At 70.4% G+C, this 17,963-nt stretch carries 17 protein-coding genes; 7 read left to right on the forward strand and 10 right to left on the reverse strand.

Annotation, left to right across the window (positions count from 1 at the left end):
- Nucleotides 1–15: 15 nt before the first annotated feature.
- The 6 genes from pgl to tkt are packed head-to-tail and all read right to left on the reverse strand — an operon-like array spanning nt 16 to nt 8,362.
- Complete coding sequence (gene pgl, locus AB0K08_RS08375; RefSeq protein ID WP_363353305.1) at nt 16–843, reverse strand: 6-phosphogluconolactonase; 828 nt, start codon at nt 841–843, stop codon at nt 16–18.
- Complete coding sequence (locus AB0K08_RS08380; RefSeq protein WP_363353307.1) at nt 833–1,774, reverse strand: glucose-6-phosphate dehydrogenase assembly protein OpcA; 942 nt, start codon at nt 1,772–1,774, stop codon at nt 833–835. The genes pgl and AB0K08_RS08380 overlap by 11 nt, the downstream gene beginning before the upstream one ends.
- Nucleotides 1,774–3,351, reverse strand: a complete 1,578-nt coding sequence (zwf, locus tag AB0K08_RS08385; protein ID WP_363353309.1) for a glucose-6-phosphate dehydrogenase — start codon at nt 3,349–3,351, stop codon at nt 1,774–1,776. The genes AB0K08_RS08380 and zwf overlap by 1 nt, the downstream gene beginning before the upstream one ends.
- Nucleotides 3,344–5,044 (reverse strand): glucose-6-phosphate isomerase, encoded by a 1,701-nt coding sequence (locus AB0K08_RS08390; protein ID WP_363353311.1) that lies wholly within the window; start codon nt 5,042–5,044, stop codon nt 3,344–3,346. The genes zwf and AB0K08_RS08390 overlap by 8 nt, the downstream gene beginning before the upstream one ends.
- Complete coding sequence (tal, locus tag AB0K08_RS08395; RefSeq protein WP_363353313.1) at nt 5,041–6,156, reverse strand: transaldolase; 1,116 nt, start codon at nt 6,154–6,156, stop codon at nt 5,041–5,043. The genes AB0K08_RS08390 and tal overlap by 4 nt, the downstream gene beginning before the upstream one ends.
- 31 nt (nt 6,157–6,187) lie before the next feature.
- On the reverse strand, nt 6,188–8,362 hold the full coding sequence (gene tkt, locus AB0K08_RS08400; RefSeq protein ID WP_363353315.1) for a transketolase: 2,175 nt from the start codon (nt 8,360–8,362) through the stop codon (nt 6,188–6,190).
- A 186-nt stretch (nt 8,363–8,548) separates the two neighbouring features.
- Here tkt and AB0K08_RS08405 point away from each other — a divergent pair, with 186 nt between their 5' ends.
- Nucleotides 8,549–9,538 carry a heme o synthase gene (locus AB0K08_RS08405; RefSeq protein ID WP_363353317.1) on the forward strand — a complete coding sequence of 330 codons (990 nt, stop codon included), beginning with the start codon at nt 8,549–8,551 and terminating at the stop codon, nt 9,536–9,538.
- Between the two features lies 1 nt (nt 9,539).
- On the opposite strand, the gene AB0K08_RS08410 is transcribed toward AB0K08_RS08405, so the two are convergent.
- From AB0K08_RS08410 to AB0K08_RS08425, 4 genes are all read right to left on the reverse strand, one after another.
- Nucleotides 9,540–9,842, reverse strand: coding sequence for a LuxR C-terminal-related transcriptional regulator (locus AB0K08_RS08410; RefSeq protein ID WP_363353562.1), 303 nt, complete (start codon nt 9,840–9,842; stop codon nt 9,540–9,542).
- A 39-nt stretch (nt 9,843–9,881) separates the two neighbouring features.
- Nucleotides 9,882–10,925, reverse strand: a complete 1,044-nt coding sequence (locus AB0K08_RS08415) for a COX15/CtaA family protein (RefSeq protein WP_363353319.1) — start codon at nt 10,923–10,925, stop codon at nt 9,882–9,884.
- A gap of 64 nt (nt 10,926–10,989) precedes the next feature.
- Nucleotides 10,990–11,799, reverse strand: coding sequence for an ABC transporter permease (locus AB0K08_RS08420; protein ID WP_363353321.1), 810 nt, complete (start codon nt 11,797–11,799; stop codon nt 10,990–10,992).
- Nucleotides 11,796–12,737 (reverse strand): ABC transporter ATP-binding protein, encoded by a 942-nt coding sequence (locus AB0K08_RS08425; protein WP_363353323.1) that lies wholly within the window; start codon nt 12,735–12,737, stop codon nt 11,796–11,798. Before AB0K08_RS08425 ends, AB0K08_RS08420 begins: the two co-directional genes overlap by 4 nt.
- A 131-nt stretch (nt 12,738–12,868) precedes the next feature.
- On the opposite strand from AB0K08_RS08425, the gene AB0K08_RS08430 reads away from it, so the two are divergent.
- The 6 genes from AB0K08_RS08430 (at nt 12,869) to AB0K08_RS08455 (ending at nt 17,958) form a co-directional block, all read left to right on the forward strand.
- Nucleotides 12,869–13,582, forward strand: coding sequence for an HTH domain-containing protein (locus AB0K08_RS08430; protein WP_363353325.1), 714 nt, complete (start codon nt 12,869–12,871; stop codon nt 13,580–13,582).
- A 70-nt stretch (nt 13,583–13,652) separates the two neighbouring features.
- On the forward strand, nt 13,653–15,113 hold the full coding sequence (gene sufB, locus AB0K08_RS08435; RefSeq protein WP_363353327.1) for a Fe-S cluster assembly protein SufB: 1,461 nt from the start codon (nt 13,653–13,655) through the stop codon (nt 15,111–15,113).
- A 2-nt stretch (nt 15,114–15,115) separates the two neighbouring features.
- Nucleotides 15,116–16,444 (forward strand): Fe-S cluster assembly protein SufD, encoded by a 1,329-nt coding sequence (gene sufD / locus AB0K08_RS08440; protein WP_363353329.1) that lies wholly within the window; start codon nt 15,116–15,118, stop codon nt 16,442–16,444.
- Nucleotides 16,444–16,788 (forward strand): non-heme iron oxygenase ferredoxin subunit, encoded by a 345-nt coding sequence (locus tag AB0K08_RS08445; protein ID WP_363353331.1) that lies wholly within the window; start codon nt 16,444–16,446, stop codon nt 16,786–16,788. The genes sufD and AB0K08_RS08445 overlap by 1 nt, the downstream gene beginning before the upstream one ends.
- A gap of 59 nt (nt 16,789–16,847) precedes the next feature.
- Nucleotides 16,848–17,612, forward strand: coding sequence for a Fe-S cluster assembly ATPase SufC (gene sufC, locus AB0K08_RS08450; RefSeq protein WP_363353333.1), 765 nt, complete (start codon nt 16,848–16,850; stop codon nt 17,610–17,612).
- Between the two features lie 19 nt (nt 17,613–17,631).
- Nucleotides 17,632–17,958, forward strand: a complete 327-nt coding sequence (locus tag AB0K08_RS08455; RefSeq protein ID WP_363353335.1) for a metal-sulfur cluster assembly factor — start codon at nt 17,632–17,634, stop codon at nt 17,956–17,958.
- Nucleotides 17,959–17,963 lie beyond the last annotated feature (5 nt).

Consider the following 17,963-nt stretch of genomic DNA (forward strand, 5'->3'; position numbering starts at 1 on the left):
CAGACCCCGGCGGCGCTAGCTGCCGGCGGCGGCCTCGTCCAGCCACCACGTGCTGGCTGCGCGGCCCGAGACCACAGATGCCGGCCACCGGGCCGCGTCGGTGGTCTTGCTGTCCCTGGCCTGCCGCACCGCTGCTACGGCCTCGGCCTTGTCCGCGCCGGCCACCACGAACCAGAGCCGCTCGGCGGTGTTGAGGGCCTCCACCGTCAGGGACAGGCGCAGCGGCGGGGGCTTGGGGGAGTCCGTCACGGGGATCACCGTGGCCTCTGTGACCAATGGCCCCGGCAGGCCGGGGAAGAGGCTGGCGACATGGGCATCGGGGCCGACGCCCAGCATCACCACGTCGAAGACCGGCAGGCGGGGGTCCACCCCCGCCCTGCCCGGGGTCTGGGTGTGAGCCCGGGCCTGCCAGGCCAGTTCGGCCGCATAGGCGTCCGCCGCGGCCTGCAACGTCGCAGATCCAGTCGCAGATCCAGTGGCGGATCCGTCGGCTGACGCCGCCGGCATCCGGTGGATGTTCTCGGCGGGCAGGCCGTGCGTCGTCTGCAGCCGGTCCAGCAGCGCCTCCTGCGCCTGGACCTCGTTGCGGTCCGGGTGACCGGCGGGCAGGAACCGTTCGTCCCCCCACCACAGGTGCACGCGGGACCAGTCCGGCCCGGCGCCGCCGGCCTCCACCAGCTCCGCCATCGCGGACAGGATCCCGGTTCCCGTGCCACCGCCGGTCAACACCGCCGAGGCCTCTCCGCGCGCTCTGACGGCGCCGGCCAGGATCCCCAGCAGATCCGTGGCGGCCTGCCGGCACAACGCCTGCCGGTCGGGGAACATCAGGGTCTCATCGCTCACTGGGCAACACCGCTTTCAGGTCGGTCAGGGGCAGGCCGTTGACGACCACGTCGCCGAACACCTCGTCGGGGTCCAGCCGGCGCAGTTCCTCCGCCAGGCAGTCCTGGTCGCTGCGCTTGGGCAGGGAGATGTGCTGGACCGGGCGGCCCTGCTGGTAGAGGGAGGCCACGTCCCCGGTGGGACGGGACAGCACCACGTCCCCGGCCCGGCGCCGCAGGCGGACGGACCGCATGCCCTGTCCGGCCTTGGAGTGGGCCATGGTGACGGGGACGCCGAGGCATCGGGTGAGCCAGGCCGCCAGGAGCATGGTCGAGGGGGAGTCCTCGGCCCCGTCCACCGTGACGGAGAGGATCTCGACGGCGTCCAGGCCGTCCAGGATGGCGGCGAGCTGGATGCGCCACCCCGTCAGACGGGTCCAGGACAGGTCCGTGTCCCCGGCGCGGTAGGTCTGGCGCAGGTGCATGAGCGCCTGCCGCGGGCTGTCGGCGGTCGCGGTGTCCGTGATGCGCCGGTGGGCCATCGCGCCCAGGGCGGACTCCGCGGGGACCTCGGGGGAGTCATGGGGCCACCAGACCACGATCGGGGCGTCCGGGAGCAGCAGGGCCCCGATGAGGCTCTCGGACTCAGCGGCATTGGATCCGGCGCCGTAGAGGATGACCACATCGGAGGCGCCGGCGTCCCCGCCCACACGGATCTGGGCGTCCAGGCGGGTCGGGGCCGCCGGGTCCCCGGCGGCCAGGACGATGATCCGGCAGGGGTGCTCCCGGCTGGCCAGGTTGGCGGCAAGGATGGCGTCCTCGGTGTGGTCGGGGGTCGTGGAGATGACCAGGGTCAGCACCCGGCCGAGGGCCACCACGCCGCCCGCCTCCCGCAACCGGTTCATCTGGATCGCGATCTGGGAGGTGGTGGTGTCCATCACGTCGATGATCATCAGGGCCTCCTCCAGACGCGGCCGTCGCGGGCCATCATCTCATCCGCGGACTGGGGCCCCCAGCTGCCGGGGGCGTAGGGCTGGGGCTGTCCGGGCAGCGACGCCCAGTACTCCTCGAAGGGATCGAGGATGGCCCAGGACAGCTCCACCTCGGCCTGGCGGGGGAACAGCGGCGGCTCACCCAGCAGCACGTCCAGGATCAGCCGCTCGTAGGCCTCCGGGCTGTCCTCGGTGAAGGCGTGGCCGTAGCCGAAGTCCATCGTCACGTCCCGGACCTCCTGCTGGGTCCCGGGGACCTTGGAGGCGAAGCGGATGGTGACCCCCTCGTCCGGCTGGACCCGGATGACGATCGTGTTCTGGCCGAACTCGTCCTCCTCGTGCCCCGGGAAGAGCAGGTTGGGGGCGCGCTTGAGCACCACCGCGATCTCGGTCACGCGGCGGCCCAGCCGCTTGCCGGCCCGCAGGTAGAACGGGACCCCGTCCCACCGGCGGGTGCGGATGCCGAGCTTGAGGGCCGCGTAGGTCTCGGTCGTGGAGGCCGGGTTGAAGCCCTCCTCCTCGAGGAAGCCGGTCACCTTCTCGCCGCCCTGCCAGCCCCCGGTGTACTGGCCGCGAGCCGAGGAGGCGCCCAAGCCGGCGTCGTGCGCCGGGACCTCCACGGCGGCCAGGACCTTCTCCTTCTCGGTGCGCAGGTGGTCCGCGTCGAAGGAGATCGGCTCCTCCATGGCGGTCAGCGCGAGCAGCTGCAGGAGGTGGTTCTGGATGACGTCACGGGCGGCGCCCACTCCGTCGTAGTAGCCGGCCCGGCCACCGATGCCGATGTCCTCGGCCATGGTGATCTGCACGTGGTCCACGTGGTTGGAGTTCCACAGCGGCTCGAAGAGCCGGTTGGCGAAGCGCAGGGCCAGGATGTTCTGGACGGTCTCCTTGCCGAGGTAGTGGTCGATCCGGAAGACGGCGTCCGGGACGAAGACCTGCTCGATCACGTCGTTGAGCTCCCGGGCGCTGGCCAGGTCGTGCCCGAACGGCTTCTCGATCACCACGCGGCGCCAGGGCCCCGCGGAGGTGCCCTGCTGCCGTCCGGCCAGGCCGTGGTCGGCGAGCTGCTGGCTGACCTCCTCGAACCAGTCCGGCGGGATGGAGAGGTAGTAGACGGTGTTGCCGGCCGTGCCCCGGGAGACCTCGAGACCGGACAGCGTGTCCCGGAGGTCCTCATAGGCCGCCGAGTCGTCGAAGCCGCCGGAGACGAACCGGAAGCCGCCCCGCAACTGGTTCCAGACCGTGTCGTTCCACCCGGTCCGGGCCGAGGACTCCACCGAGCTCCGGACGTAGTCCGTGAACTCCTCATCGCTCCAGCTGCGGCGGCCGAAGCCGATGAGGGAGAACCCCGGTGGCAGCAGGCCACGGTTCGCCAGGTCGTAGATGGCCGGCAGCAGCTTCTTGCGGGCCAGGTCACCGGTGACCCCGAACAGCACGAGGGCGGAGGGGCCGGCGATGCGGGTCAGCCGGCGGTCCCGCGGGTCGCGGAGGGGGTTGACGCGTGTGCCGGGCAGCGGGCTCCGGGACGACTCAGGCATCCGTCCCGTTCGCCCCGTCCGTCCCGTTCGCCCCGTGACCCGCGTGCAGCAGCGCGCCGACGCCCGCGGAGCGATCGGTGAGGTGCAGCCGGATCACCGGGCGGCCGGTGTCCCGCAGCACGGAGGCGTCGCCGGCGGCCTGCGCCGTCAGCAGCTCGCCGAAGGTGAAGGGACGGCCGGGGATGTCCAGGTCCAGGTCGGAGTCCGCGGTGATCTGGAGGAAGACCCCCTCGGGTGCCCCACCCTTGTGGTATTGCCCGGTGGAGTGCAGGAACCTCGGCCCCCACCCGAAGGTGACGGGCCGTCCGGACCGCGCCGCCAGCGCGTCCCGCAGGACCTCCAGCTCCGTGTAACCGAGCCGGTCCAGGTACGCCTGGACCGCAAGGTAGCCGTGGGCGGGCACCAACCGGGCCACGGCGTCCAGCACGGCGGTGAGGTCGCCCCCGCCACCGGCCTGCACGACGGCGGCCGGACCGGTGATCTGCACGGCACCGATCACGGTGCCCGGCTCGGCCGTGCCGCTCTCGCCGTCCGTGGCGTCCAACAGTCCACGGGCGGCGGTCTTCGCGGCCTCCACATCGGGCTGGTCGAAGGGGTTGATGCCGAGGATGCGGCCGGCCACCGCGGTGGCGAACTCCCACAGGATCAGCTGCGAGCCGAGGCTGCCGTAGACCTCGAGGGCATGGGGTGAGCCGGCCGCCGGCCCGCCGGCCGCTCCACCGGTGGGGTCGAAGGGCTCCTCGCGGTCCTCGGGATCGGCCACGAGGCGGATCTGCAGCAGGTCCCCGGCGTCCGAGACCGTCTCCGGGTCGCCCGCGTCCACCACGACGGGCAGCACGCCGGTGCCCTCCTTGCCGGTGGACTCCGCGATCAGCTGCTCGGCCCAGGAGCCGAAGCCGACCATCCCGGAGGCCTCGTCGGAGAAGATGAGCTTGTTGCGCAGGGGCTCGGTGCCGGCCATCGCCGCGCCCAGCTGCAGGCCGGGGTTGTCCGTGTCGTCCGTGGACAGCACCTCACGCGTCTCCTCGGCGTCATCGAGCAGTGCGGTCAGGTCCACCCCGGCCAGGCCGGTGGGGACCAGGCCGAAGGCCGTCAGGGCGGAGTACCGTCCGCCCACGGAGGGGTCGGCGGTGAAGACGCGCCGGTAGCCGGCGGCGCGGGCGAGCTGCTCCAGGGGGGAGCCGGGGTCGGTCACGACCACGATGCGGGAGCCCGGTTCCAGTCCTGCGTCGGTGAACGCCTGCTCGAAGACGCGGCGCTGGGAATCCGTCTCCACGGTCGAGCCCGACTTGGAGGACATCACCAGGACGGTGTCCGTGACCCCGGCGGCCAGGACGTTGCCCACCATCTCGGGGTCGGTGGAGTCCAGCACGGTGAGGGGGTGTCCCTCGGTGGCGGCGATGACCTCAGGGGCCAGCGAGGACCCGCCCATCCCGGCCAGCACCACCCGGTTGATCCCCTCGGCGGCGAGCTCGGCGCGCAGCTGTTGGATCTGGGGAACGAGGGCGCGGGATTCCTCGAAGGGGTCCATCCACCCGAGCCGCTTCGAGGCCTCCTGTTCCGCGGCCGGCCCCCACAGGGTGGGGTCCTGTGCGGCCAGGCGGCTGGCCACGCGATCCGACACCAGGGTCGGGACGTGGCGGTCGATCGCCGCGAGGGCGTCGCCGGTAGCCTGCAGTCCGAGGGCGCTCATCTCGCGTCCTTCATCGCCGTGCTGACGGTCTCCAGCAGCTCCTGCCAGCTGGTCACGAACTTCTCCACGCCCTCGGCCTCCAGCACGGCCACCACGTCGTTGTAGTCGACTCCGGCGTGGCCGATCGCATCGAGGAGCCGGTCGGCCTCCTCGTAGCCGTCGGTGATGGTGTCCCCGGTGACCTCGCCGTGGTCCGCCAGGGCCTGAAGGGTCTTCTCCGGCATCGTGTTGACCGTGTCGGCCGCCACCAGGCCGGTGACGTAGGCCGTGTCCGGCAGGGCCGGGTCCTTGGTGCCGGTGGAGGCCCAGAGCGGGCGCTGGGCGTGGGCCCCGGCGGCCTGAAGGACGCGCCAGCGCTCCGAGTCCAGGGTCTCGGTGAAGATCCGGTAGGCCAGGCGGGCGTTCGCCAGCCCCGCCTGGCCGGTCAACCCGGTGGCCCCCTCGGCCTCGGACTCGCGCAGGCGGCGGTCCACCTCGGTGTCCACCCGGGAGACGAAGAAACTCGCCACGGAGTGCAGGGTGGACAGGTCGACCCCGGCCGCATGGGCCTGCTCGAGTCCGAGCAGCCAGGCGTTGAGCACCTCGCGGTACCGGGTGAGGGAGAAGATCAGGGTCACGTTGACGCTGATGCCGGCGGCCAGGGTGGCCGTGATGGCCGGCAGCCCCTCCTGGGTGGCGGGGATCTTGACCAGGACGTTGGGCCGGTCCACGGCGCGGGCCAGATGGGCGGCCTCGGCCACGGTCTTCTCGGTGTCCCGGGCCGACCGCGGGTCCACCTCGATGGAGACCCGGCCGTCCACGCCGCCGGTGGCCTGGTGCACGGGGGCGAAGATCTCACATGCCTCCCGGACGTCCCGGGTGGTCAGCTCGAAGACGGCCCGGTCCACGTCCGCCCCGTCCGCGACCAGCTCGGCCAGCTGCTCCGCATAGGCCTTCCCGTCCTGGAGGGCCGCGGCGAAGATCGAGGGGTTGGTGGTCACCCCGGTGACGGTCCGGGTGGCGATCAACTCGCTGAGGTTGCCCGTGGTGATGCGTTCGCGGGACAGGTCGTCGAGCCAGATGGAGACACCGGCCTCGGCCAGTGCGCGGGTGTTCGGGTTCTGTTCGGTCATCGCTACTCCGTACGTCGGCAAGGCGGGTGGATCAGTTCGAGAGCAGGTCGCGGGCCGCGGCGGCCACGGCCTCGGCCGTGATGCCGTACTCCCGGAACAGGGTCTGGAAATCGGCGGAGGCGCCGTAGTGCTCCAGGGAGACCTGGGCGCCGCGGACGCCGGTGTACTTGGCCCAGCCCTGGGCGATGCCGGCCTCCACCGAGACCCGGACGGCACCGTTCTGCGGCAGCACCGCGTCCCGGTAGGACTCGTCCTGGGCGTCGAACCACTCCAGGCACGGGGCGGAGACCACGCGGGTGGGCACGCCCTCGGACTGCAGCGCCGCGCGGGCCGCCACGGCGAGCTGGACCTCCGAGCCGGTCCCGATGAGGATGACCGCCGGTTCCACCGGTGCCCCGTCCGCATCCGTGGCCTCCATGAGCACATACGCGCCACGCGCCGTGCCCTGGGCGGAATCCAACGCTCCGGCGAAGCCCTGCTCGTTCCGGGGGAAGACGGGCAGGTTCTGGCGGGACAGCACGATCCCGGCCGGTCCGTCGGTCTTCTCCAGGATGGTCTTCCACGCCCAGGAGACCTCGTTGGCGTCCGCCGGACGGACCACGGACAGGCCCGGGATGGCGCGCAGGGCGGCCAGCTGTTCCACGGGCTGGTGGGTGGGGCCGTCCTCGCCGAGACCGATCGAGTCGTGGGTCCAGACGTAGATGGCCGGGGTGCCCATGAGCGCGCCGATCCGGACCGCGGGCCGCTGGTAGTCGGAGAAGATCAGGAACGTGCCCATGTAGGCGCGCAACAGTGACCCCAGCGAGATGCCGTTGATAATCGAGCCGGCGGCGTGTTCCCGGATCCCGAAGTGCAGGGTGCGCCCGTAGGGGTTGCCCTGCCAGCTGGCGGTCTGCCGGCTGGCCGGGATGAAGGACGGCTCACCGTCCATGGTGGTGTTGTTCGAGCCGGCCAGGTCGGCGGAACCACCCCAGAGCTCCGGCATCACGGGGGCGAGCGCGGTGAGGACCTTCCCGGAGGCCGCACGGGTGGCCATGCCCTTGGCGTGGCCGGAGAAGGTGGGGTCGAAGTCGGCCTCGAACGCGGGGAAGGCCTCGGCGAAGCCCTCGGGCAGCTCACCCGCGCTCAGCCGGTCGAAGAGCCGGGCCCGCTCCGGATTCGCACCGCGCCACGCGGCGTAGGCGTCTTCCCAGGTGGCGCGGAAGGCGGCCGAGCGTTCCCCGACGCTGCGCGCGTGGGCCAGCACGCCGGCGTCGACCGCGAAGTGCTGCTCCGGGTCGAAGCCGAGCACGTCCTTCAACCCCGCCAGCTCCTCGGCGCCGAGCTTGGAGCCGTGGATGGCCCCGGTGTCCTGCTTGCCGGGGGAGGGCCAGCCGATCACGGTGCGCAGCTTGATCAGCGAGGGCTTGGAGGTCTGCGCCTTGGCCTCGGTGAGCGCCGCGTACAGCTGTTCGGTGTCCTCCACGTAGTCGCCGGTGGCGAGCCAGTCCACCGTCTGGACGTGCCAGCCGTAGGCCTCGTAGCGGGCCGCCACGTCCTCGCTGAACGCCACGTCCGTGTCGTCCTCGATCGAGATCTCGTTGTCGTCGTAGATCACCACGAGGTTGCCGAGCTCCTGGTGGCCCGCGAGCGAGGATGCCTCGGAGGTGACGCCCTCCTGGAGGTCGCCGTCCGAGGCGATGACGAAGATGTGGTGGTCGAACGGGCTGGTCCCGGGGGCGGCGTCCGGGTCCAGCAGACCGCGCAGCCGGCGCTGGGCGAAGGCGAAGCCCACGGAGGAGGCCAGGCCCTGGCCGAGCGGCCCGGTGGTGATCTCCACCCCGTCCGTGTGACCGTACTCGGGGTGGCCCGGGGTCTTGGACCCCCAGGTGCGCAGGGACTCGATGTCCTCGAGCTCGAGTCCGGCACCGGCCGCGAAGAGCTGGAGGTACAGGGTCAGGGAGCTGTGTCCCGCCGAGAGGATGAACCGGTCACGCCCGGCCCACGTGGCGTCGGCCGGATCGTGATGCATGACGTTCTGGAAGAGCTGCCAGGCCACCGGGGCCAGCGAGATGGCCGTCCCGGGGTGGCCGTGGCCGGCCTTCTCCACGGCGTCCGCGGCCAGAACGCGCAGGGTGTCCACGGCCTTCCGGTCGATGTCCGAGTACGTGTACCCGCGGGCGGGATCACTGCGGCGGAGGGACGATGCTGCCGGGGCTGAAGTCACGAAAGAAGCTCCTGAACGTAAGACACGGGAGGCCAGGGACCGAGGGCCGGTTCCGGCCTGACGCCAGCTTATCCTGAAGTGACCGGTCACGACCGGACATCGCGGCGCCGGATCGGTACACTGGAGGGGGTGTTCCGTGAGTTCTCGTGAACGCCTCCCTTCATCCCCCTGCACCGTGAGAAGTAGATGCCCAGCACCCTTGATGTCCAGTCCACCGGTACACCAGCGCCCACCGGCGTCCGTGGAGACCACCGGAAGATCGGTTTCAAGCGGAAGGCCGCGGCCTATGTCTCACTGACGAAGCCGCGCGTCATGGAGCTGCTGCTCGTCACCACGCTGCCCACCATGATCTTCGCGCAGCGCGGGTTCCCGGACCTGATGACCATGCTCGCCACCATGGTGGGCGGGGCCCTGGCGGCCGGCTCCTCGGCGGCCTTCAACTGCTACATCGACCGCGACATCGACAAGGTCATGAAGCGCACCGAGAACCGGCCCCTGGTGACCGGCGAGCTCAGCCCCCGTGAGGCGCTGGTCTTCTCGTGGGTCATCGGCGTGCTGTCCATCCTCATCCTGGTCCTCGGCACCAACCTGCTGGCCGCCGGGCTCGGGGTGGCCGCCATCTTCTTCTACGTGGTCATCTACAGCCTGATCCTCAAGCGCCGGACCGAGCAGAACATCGTGTGGGGCGGCATCGCCGGCTGCTTCCCGGTGCTCATCGCCTGGGCCGCCGTCCGCGAGACCGTCGAGTGGCCGGCCATCGTCCTGTTCCTCATCATCTTCCTGTGGACCCCGCCGCACTACTGGCCGCTGTCCCTGAAGTACAAGCGCGACTACCAGGCCGCCGAGGTCCCGATGCTGGGCGCCGTGGCCTCGGCCCGCGTGGTCTCCAGCCAGGTGGTGCTGTACGCCTGGGCCACGGTGGTCTGCTCGCTGCTGCTCGTGCCGCTGGGCTGGGCCGGCATCGTCTACACGGCCGTGGCCGTCGTGACCGGCGGCTGGTTCGTCTACGAGTCCCACGTCCTCTACGCCGAGTCCCAGAAGCCCGAGTACAACGACAAGAAGGCCATGAAGGTCTTCCACCTGTCCATCACGTACCTGACGCTGCTGTTCGTGGCGCTGGCCGTGGACCCCTTCGTGGGTGGTCCGCTGATGCCGGTCCCGGGCCTCCTCGGCTGAGTCACGGCAGGGGGATCTCCCGGAGCTGGCGGCGGGAGGTGATGCCTGGCTTCCGGAAGATGCTCCGCAGGTGGGCCTTGATCGTGCGCGGACTCAGGAACAGCTGGGGTGAGTGCTCCAGAGCGCGCCGCCAGCCCGAGCCCCCACGGAGTGTGGACTCTATGACTCGTGCCGAGGCGGTCTGAGCCGCCGTGAAGCCGCCCTGGCCATGGTGAAGTACGGCGATGGTGAAGTACGGCGATGGTGAAGTGCGGCCATGGCGTACTGCGTCAGCGCAGCCTCGGTGCTGCCTCGTCCGCCTCAGGCGGCTTCCCGACGCATGGTCGTCTGGATCTGGGCGGTGTCACCCGATCGGCCGCGCCAGACGGCGAGAATGATCTGGCCGGGCAGGCCGGGTGCGGTAGGCGGAGACCTGCCGGTCCCAGGCCGTGGTCATGGCCCACACCACGAGTCCGGTGCCCAGCATGTGCAGCAGCACCACGCCGATCGGCAGCCCGGTGAAGTGCTGGATGTAGCCGACGATCCCCTGGAAGGCGATCACCGCGATCAGGGCCCAGGCCGAGATCAGCTGCAGCCGCGAGGACTGCTGCCGCAGGACCAGCACGAGCAGCACGAGGGCGGCAGCCGTCATGAGGTAGACGGGCAGGGCGTGCAGGCGGGTGACCACCAGGGGGTCGAAGCCATGGCGGGGGGCATCGGCGTCGCCACCGTGGGGACCGGACCCGGTCACGATGGTCCCGAGGTACAGGACCACCCAACCGATCACGAACACCGCCCAGGCCATGGCGCGGGAGAGGGGCGACGTCGGCCCGTCCACCACGGCGGTCGGGTTCGCCTCGGACTGGCGGTGGCGCCATTCAGCGCCCACCCGGTTCACCAGCAGGGTGGCGAAGCAGACCATCACCGAGGACACGATGAAGTGGAAGGACACCACCCAGGGGTTGAGCTGGGTCCACACGGTGATGCCGCCGACCACGGCCTGTGCCGGGATGCAGGCCAGCATCCCCACGGAGATCCAGAAGATGCTCGGGTGGGACCTGCGGAGGTTCCAGACCCACAGCAGCACCGCCAGGGCGGCCAGCCCCACCACGAAGGTCAGCAGCCGGTTGCCGAACTCGATGACGCCGTTGATCCCCATCTCCGGGGTGTTGACCCACGAGTCGTCGGTGCACGTCGGCCAGGTCGGGCAGCCGAGGCCGGAGGCGGTCAGGCGCACCGCGCCCCCCGTGACGATGATGCCGATCTCGGTCACGAGCGAGATGACGGCGAGCACCAGGGTGCCCCGGGTGATGTCCCGCGGGGTGTATCGGCCGATGGCGCCATCGATGCGGCGCCACAGCCCGGGGCGGGTGGGGGAGCCGCTCTGGGCGGTGGTGGGGGTACTCACGTCAGGGTCCTTCGGACGGTGGTTGCGGTGTGATTGCGGTGTGGTCGCGGTGTGGTTGGAGGGTCTAACGCCACTTGAACCACCGCAGGGCTCCGGCGGTGGCGAGCACGCCCCAGCCGGACAGGATCAGGAGGGCGCCGACGTCGGCCGTTCCGGAGCCGAAGGCGGCACGCAGGCCGTCCCCGAGGGCGGCCGAGGGCAGCAGGGCCGCGACCTCGCTGAACCCGCCGAGGGCGGGGACCGGGAAGACGGCCCCGCCCACGGCACCGAGGATGACCCACAGCAGATTGGTCAGGGCCAGGGTGGCTTCGGGCCGGGCGGTGCCCGCGATGAGCAGGCCCAGGGCCGTGAACGAGGCGGCGCCGATGATCAGGAACAGCACGGCCCAGGGGACGCCGGACCACACGGGCTGCCACCCCAGGGCCAGGCCCACGCCACCGATGACCAGGACCTGCAGCAGCAGCACGGCCAGCACAGCGCAGGCCTTGCCGAGTACCAGCCCGACCGGCCCGAGCGGAGTGGTGGCCAGGTAGGCCAGCACCCCGTAGCGGCGGTCGAATCCGGTGGCGATGCCTTGGCCGGTCAATGCGGAGCTCAGCACGGCCAGGGCCAGGATGCCGGGCACGGCCACGTCCACGCCGCGGGTCTCGGCGGTGTCCAGCATTCCGGACCAGACGACGGCGAACAGGGCCATGAGGGGCAGGACCAGCGAGATCAGCAGCTGTTCCCCGTTGCGGATGGCCGTGACGGACTCATAGCGCCCCTGGGCCAGGATCCGCCGGACCAGCGAGCTCGCGTTGGAGCGGTCGGCCGGTTCGGCCGGTTGGGCCGAACCCACGGCGACGGCACCGCTCGTGTCCCCGGTGGTGCTCATGGCGTCACCTCCAGGAAGACCTCTTCCAGGGACCGGTGCAGCAGGCGCACGTCCGTGGGCATGATCCGGTGTTCCCGCCACCAGCCGGCCAGGGCGGCCCAGTCCTCCGGGGAGGTCACGCCCTCGACCCGGAAGAGGCAGCCGTCCGGTGCCCCGCCGCCCTCGGGGGCCAGGACCAGCCCCTCGGGGAGGGACGCCACGGCACCCGCGTCCAGGGGGTACGGCACCGCGAAGTGGATCGGGGCCGGTCCGGTCCGGTCGGTGAGCTCGGCCACCGTGCCCGAGCGCTCGACCGCGCCATCCCGCATCAGGACCACGTGGTCGGCGAGGCGCTCGGCGTCGTCGAGCAGATGGGTGGTGAGCACCACCGCCAGTCCGGCCAGCTTCAACTCGAGGATCAGCTCGAACACCAATTGCCGCGAGACGGGGTCCAGTCCCGCGCTGGGCTCATCCAGGAACACGACGCGCGGGCGGCCCGCCAGGGCGGCGGCCAGCGCCACCCGCTGCTTCTGGCCCCCGGAGAGGCGTCGGATGTCCCGGCCCGCGAATTCGTCGATGCCCAGGCGTGCGGTGAGGGCGGCCATATCGGCCGGCTCGCGGTAGAGCGAGCAGATGTGGCGCAACAACCGTGCCGGGGTGGCGGAGGGGGGCAGCCCTCCGTCCTGGAGCATGACGCCGACCTGGCTGCGCAGGGCCGACCCCGCATGCCAGGGGTCCTCGCCGAGGAGGCGGACCGTGCCGGCGTCGGGCCGGTCGAGGCCTTGGGCGATGGTCAGGGTGGTGGTCTTGCCCGCACCGTTGGGGCCGAGCAGCGCGGTCACCTCGCCGCTGCGGGCCCGGAAATCGACGCCCTTGAGGATCTCGACGTCGCCGCGACGGCTGCGGACAGTCTTGCGCAGTCCCTCTAGGGACACGAGGACGGAAGGTGAGGATGGCACCCGACCATGGTACCCGCGGGGACCACCAGTTCTACGATCCGTAGAACTGATCGCCACGGGGTGTCCAACGCCACCCACGGGCAAGGCTCCCCTTACTTTCACACCGCACCCAATTAGGTAAACTAAGACTTGTGTATTCCCCCTCAGACCTCGACGCGCCCGCCGCCGGCCCGGTCGACGGACAACGCGAGAGCACCCGTGACCGGGTGCTCCAAGTCGTCCTGAACCAGGGCCCGGTCAGTGCTGCCCGCGTGGGGGAGGAGCTGGGGCTCACGGCCGCCGCCGTCCGTCGGCACCTGGACGTCCTCTCCGAGGAGGGCTCCGTGGAGGTCAAGCTGGTCTCCGGCAACCGGGGTGCCGGACGTCCCTCCCGCCGCTACGTGGTCAGCCGCGCCGGCCAGTCCCGGCTCGGCAACGACTACCTCGAGGTCGCGGTCCAGGCCTTGGAGCAGCTCAGTGCCGCCGCCGGCCGCGATGCGGTCCGCACTGTGGCCCGCGAACGGTTCGCCGCCGTGGAGGAACGCTACCGCGCGGCCATCGGCACCACCACGGACCTGAGGGAGCGCACCAACGCCCTGGCGGGGGTCCTGGATGACGAGGGCTTCGCCGCGAGCGTGCGCACCGTGGGCCAGACCGGCTCCGGCAACGGCCGCCCTACCCTGAAGGCGGCCCAGATCTGCCAGGGCCACTGCCCGTTGCAGGATCTGGCGGCCGACTTCCCGGAGTTCTGCGAGGAGGAGACCGAGCTGTTCGCCCGCCTCCTCGGCGTGGACGTGCGGCGCCTGTCCACCCTGCCCACGGGTGGCCACGTCTGCACCACCCACGTCCCGCTCGGACGCGACTAGCCCCCACCGGTTTTCCCACAGTCCACCACAGACCAACAGACCATCAGCGCGATCATCAGAGAGGCTTACGATGACTGATCAGATCACCCAGGAGACCGCCGATCCGGGCGTCATCTCCGAGGTACTCGAGAAGAATCCCGAGCTCAATGCCATTGGCGCCTACCAGTTCGGCTGGTCGGACCAGGACGATGCGGGCGCCAACGCGCGCCGGGGCATCAACGAGGATGTCGTCCGTGACATCTCGGGTAAGAAGGACGAGCCGGAGTGGATGCTCAACCTGCGCCTGAAGGGCCTGAAGTACTTCGACCGCAAGCCGATGCCGACCTGGGGTGCCGACCTCTCCGGGATCGACTTCGACAACATCAAGTACTTCGTCCGCTCCACCGAGGGCCAGGCCAAGTCCTGGGAGGACCTGCCGGAGGACATCCGCAACACGTACGAGCGCCTCGGCATCCCCGAGGCGGAGCGTGAGCGCCTGGTCGCCGGCGTGGCCGCCCAGTACGAGTCCGAGGTCGTCTACCACCAGATCCGTGAGGACCTGGAGGAGCAGGGCGTCATCTTCCTGGACACGGACACGGGCCTGAAGGAGCACCCGGAGATCTTCAAGGAGTACTTCGGCTCCGTCATCCCGGTGGGGGACAACAAGTTCGCGGCCCTGAACACCGCCACCTGGTCCGGAGGGTCCTTCGTGTACGTGCCCAAGGGCGTCCACGTCGAAATCCCGCTGCAGGCCTACTTCCGCATCAACACGGAGAACATGGGCCAGTTCGAGCGGACCCTGATCATCGCGGACGAGGACTCCTACGTCCACTACATCGAGGGCTGCACCGCCCCGATCTACAACTCGGACTCCCTGCACTCGGCCGTCGTCGAGATCGTGGCGAAGAAGGGTGCCCGCGTCCGGTACACCACCATCCAGAACTGGTCCACCAACGTGTACAACCTGGTGACCAAGCGCGCCATCGCCGAAGAGGGCGCCACCATGGAGTGGATCGACGGCAACATCGGCTCCAAGGTCACGCAGAAGTACCCGGCCGTCTACCTCACGGGCGAGCACGCCAAGGGCGAGACCCTGTCCATCGCCTTCGCCGGTGCCGGCCAGCACCAGGACACCGGTTCGAAGATGGTGCACCTGGCCCCGAACACCTCCAGCTCGATCGTCTCCAAGTCCGTGGCCCGCTCCGGCGGCCGCGCGGCGTACCGCGGACTGGTCCAGGTCATGGAGGGAGCCAAGAACTCGGCGAACTCCGTGGTCTGCGACGCCCTGCTGGTGGACACCATCTCCCGCTCGGACACCTACCCCTACATCGACATCCGCGAGGATGACGCCACCCTCGGCCATGAGGCCACGGTCTCGAAGGTCTCCGAGGAGCAGCTCTTCTACCTGATGAGCCGCGGGATGTCCGAGACGGAGGCGATGGCCATGATCGTGCGCGGGTTCATCGAGCCCATCGCCCGCGAGTTGCCCATGGAATACGCCCTGGAACTCAACAAACTGATCGAACTGCAGATGGAAGGATCGGTAGGCTGAGCGTGTCACAGACTGTCAACACCACTGACCACACCGCCCCGGAGAACCTCGACGCCGACGGCGCCGGGATCCCCGTCATCCCCGGGATGGGCGAGGAGGGCGAGACCCTCTCCGCCGCCGTGGCCCAGGCGTCCGACGCCGGCCACGCCTCCCACAGCGTGCCCTCCGGTGCCGCCGGGGCTGGCGAACGCGCCGGCGCCAAGGCCGGGTCCTCCCGCGCGGACCGCGTCTCCAGCTTCGAGCTGGCGGATTTCCCGGCCCTCACGGGCCGCGAGGAGGACTGGCGCTTCACCCCGCTGAACCGCCTGGCCGGGCTCCACCTGCCCGACGGCGACGAGGCCCGGCTCACCGGCCCGGCGCCGACCGTGACGGTCTCCGAGCAGGACGGCGTCCGGGTCGAGACCGTAGACCGCTCCGACGCCCGCCTGGGCTCGGTCCTGGGCCCGGACGACCGGGTCTCCGCGGCCGCCTGGACCTCGTTCGCCCAGGCCACCGTGGTGACCATCGGTGCGGGGGTAGAGGCCTCCGCCCCGGTGCGCATCGATATCGCGGGGACCTCGGATGAGCCCGCCGCCCAGCACCTGCTGGTGGTCGCCGAGCCCAACTCCCGGGCCGACGTCGTCATCCGTCACACCGGCACCGCCCGCGTGGCACAGAACGTCGAGGTCGACGTGCAGGAGGCCGCCGGGCTGAACGTGACCAGCCTGCAGGCCTGGGACGCGGACGCCGTCCACGTCTCGGCGCAGCAGGTGAAGGTCGGCAAGGACGCCCGGATCAAGCACGTCTCCGTCTCCTACGGTGGTTCCCTGGTCCGCCTGACCCCGACCTCCCGGTTGGCCGGTCAGGGCGCCGAGACCGAGATGTTCGGCCTCTACTTCGCCGATGCCGGTCAGCACCTGGAGCAGCGGCTGTTCGTGGACCACGCGGTGCCGAACGCGAAGTCCAACGTCCTCTACAAGGGCGCCCTGCAGGGTCAGGACGCGCACGCCGTCTGGGTGGGCGATGTGCTGATCCGCAAGGCGGCCGAGGGCACGGACAGCTACGAGAAGAACCAGAACCTCGTCCTCTCCGAGGGCACCCGGGTGGACTCGGTCCCCAACCTGGAGATCGAGACCGGGCTGATCGAGGGGGCGGGCCATGCCTCCTCCACCGCCCAGTTCGACGACGAGCAGCTGTTCTACCTGATGGCGCGCGGCATCCAGGAGAAGGAGGCCCGCGAACTCATCGTGCGCGGTTTCCTCAACGAGATCATCCAGAAGATCGGGATCGAGGACGTCGAGGAGTCCCTGTTGACCCAGATGGATGCCGAGCTGCAGGTGGCCACCTTCTGATGGCTACCGGCCAGCGCGTGTGTGCCGCCGCGGAGATCGGCGCGGAAGAGGCCCGTCGGTTCACCGTCGACGGGATCGACATCGCCGTGGTCCGGGCCTCGGACGGCTCGCTCCACGCGCTGGCCGACACCTGCTCGCACGAGGAGGTGTCCCTCTCGGAGGGGTTCGTCGAGGGTTGCGCGCTCGAGTGCATCGGGCACGGCTCGGCCTTCGACCTCGTGACCGGCGCCCCGAATGTGCCGCCGGCCACCGAGCCCGTGGCGGTCTACGCGTTGGCCGTCGAGGACGACTCCGTGTGGGTCGACACCTCCATCGTGCTGAACAAGACCTCATCGACCTCGTAATCCACCACCCACCAGAACTTCCCGCCGGTTGACCGGCGGAACCCGCAAGGAGAACACGAATGTCCACCCTGGAAATCAAGGACCTGCACGTTTCCATCGAGACCGAGAACGGCCCGAAGGAGATCCTCAAGGGCGTGTCCCTCACCATCAACACCGGTGAGACCCACGCCATCATGGGCCCCAACGGCTCCGGCAAGTCGACCCTGGCGTCCACGATCGCCGGTCACCCGCGCTACCAGGTGACCTCCGGCACCATCACCCTGGACGGTGAGGACGTCCTGGAGATGTCCGTCGACGAGCGGGCCCGCGCGGGCCTGTTCCTGGCCATGCAGTACCCGGTGGAGATCCCCGGGGTCACCATGACCAACTTCCTGCGGACCGCCAAGACCGCGATCGACGGCGAGGCCCCGTCCCTGCGCCACTGGACCAAGAACGTCCGGTCCGCCATGGAGGACCTCAAGATCGACCCGTCCTTCGCGGCCCGCAACGTCAACGAGGGCTTCTCCGGCGGCGAGAAGAAGCGCGTGGAGATCCTGCAGCTGGAGCTGTTCAAGCCCAAGTTCGCCGTGCTGGACGAGACCGACTCCGGCCTGGATGTCGATGCCCTGCGCGTGGTGTCCGACGGCGTCAACCGCGCCCAGGACACGGGCACCATGGGCACCCTGCTCATCACCCACTACACCAGGATCCTGAAGTACATCAAGCCCCAGTTCGTCCACGTCTTCGTGGATGGCCGGGTCGCCGAGTCCGGTGGCGCGGAGCTGGCCGACCGCCTCGAGGCCGGCGGCTACGAGCACTACGAGAACGCCGCGGCCGGCGCCTGAGAAGCCCGAGGAGGCTGACATGACCACCGAAGCACCGCAGACCGACCTGGACGACGTCCGGGAGGCCCTGCATGACGTGATGGACCCCGAGCTGGGGGTGAACATCGTGGATCTGGGCCTGCTGTACGGAATGCACTACGGCGAGGACGGCGCCCTGATCCTGGACATGACCCTCACCACGGCCGCCTGCCCGCTGACGGACGTGATCGAGGAGCAGATCAGCCAGTCCATCGGCACCATGGTGGACGAGTGGCGCCTGAACTGGGTCTGGATGCCGCCGTGGGGTCCCGAGCGGATCACCGACGACGGCCGCGAACAGATGCGGGCCCTCGGCTTCAACATCTGATCTCC

The organism is Citricoccus sp. NPDC055426 (assembly GCF_040677445.1).
In the GTDB taxonomy this organism is placed as follows: Bacteria; Actinomycetota; Actinomycetes; order Actinomycetales; family Micrococcaceae; genus Citricoccus.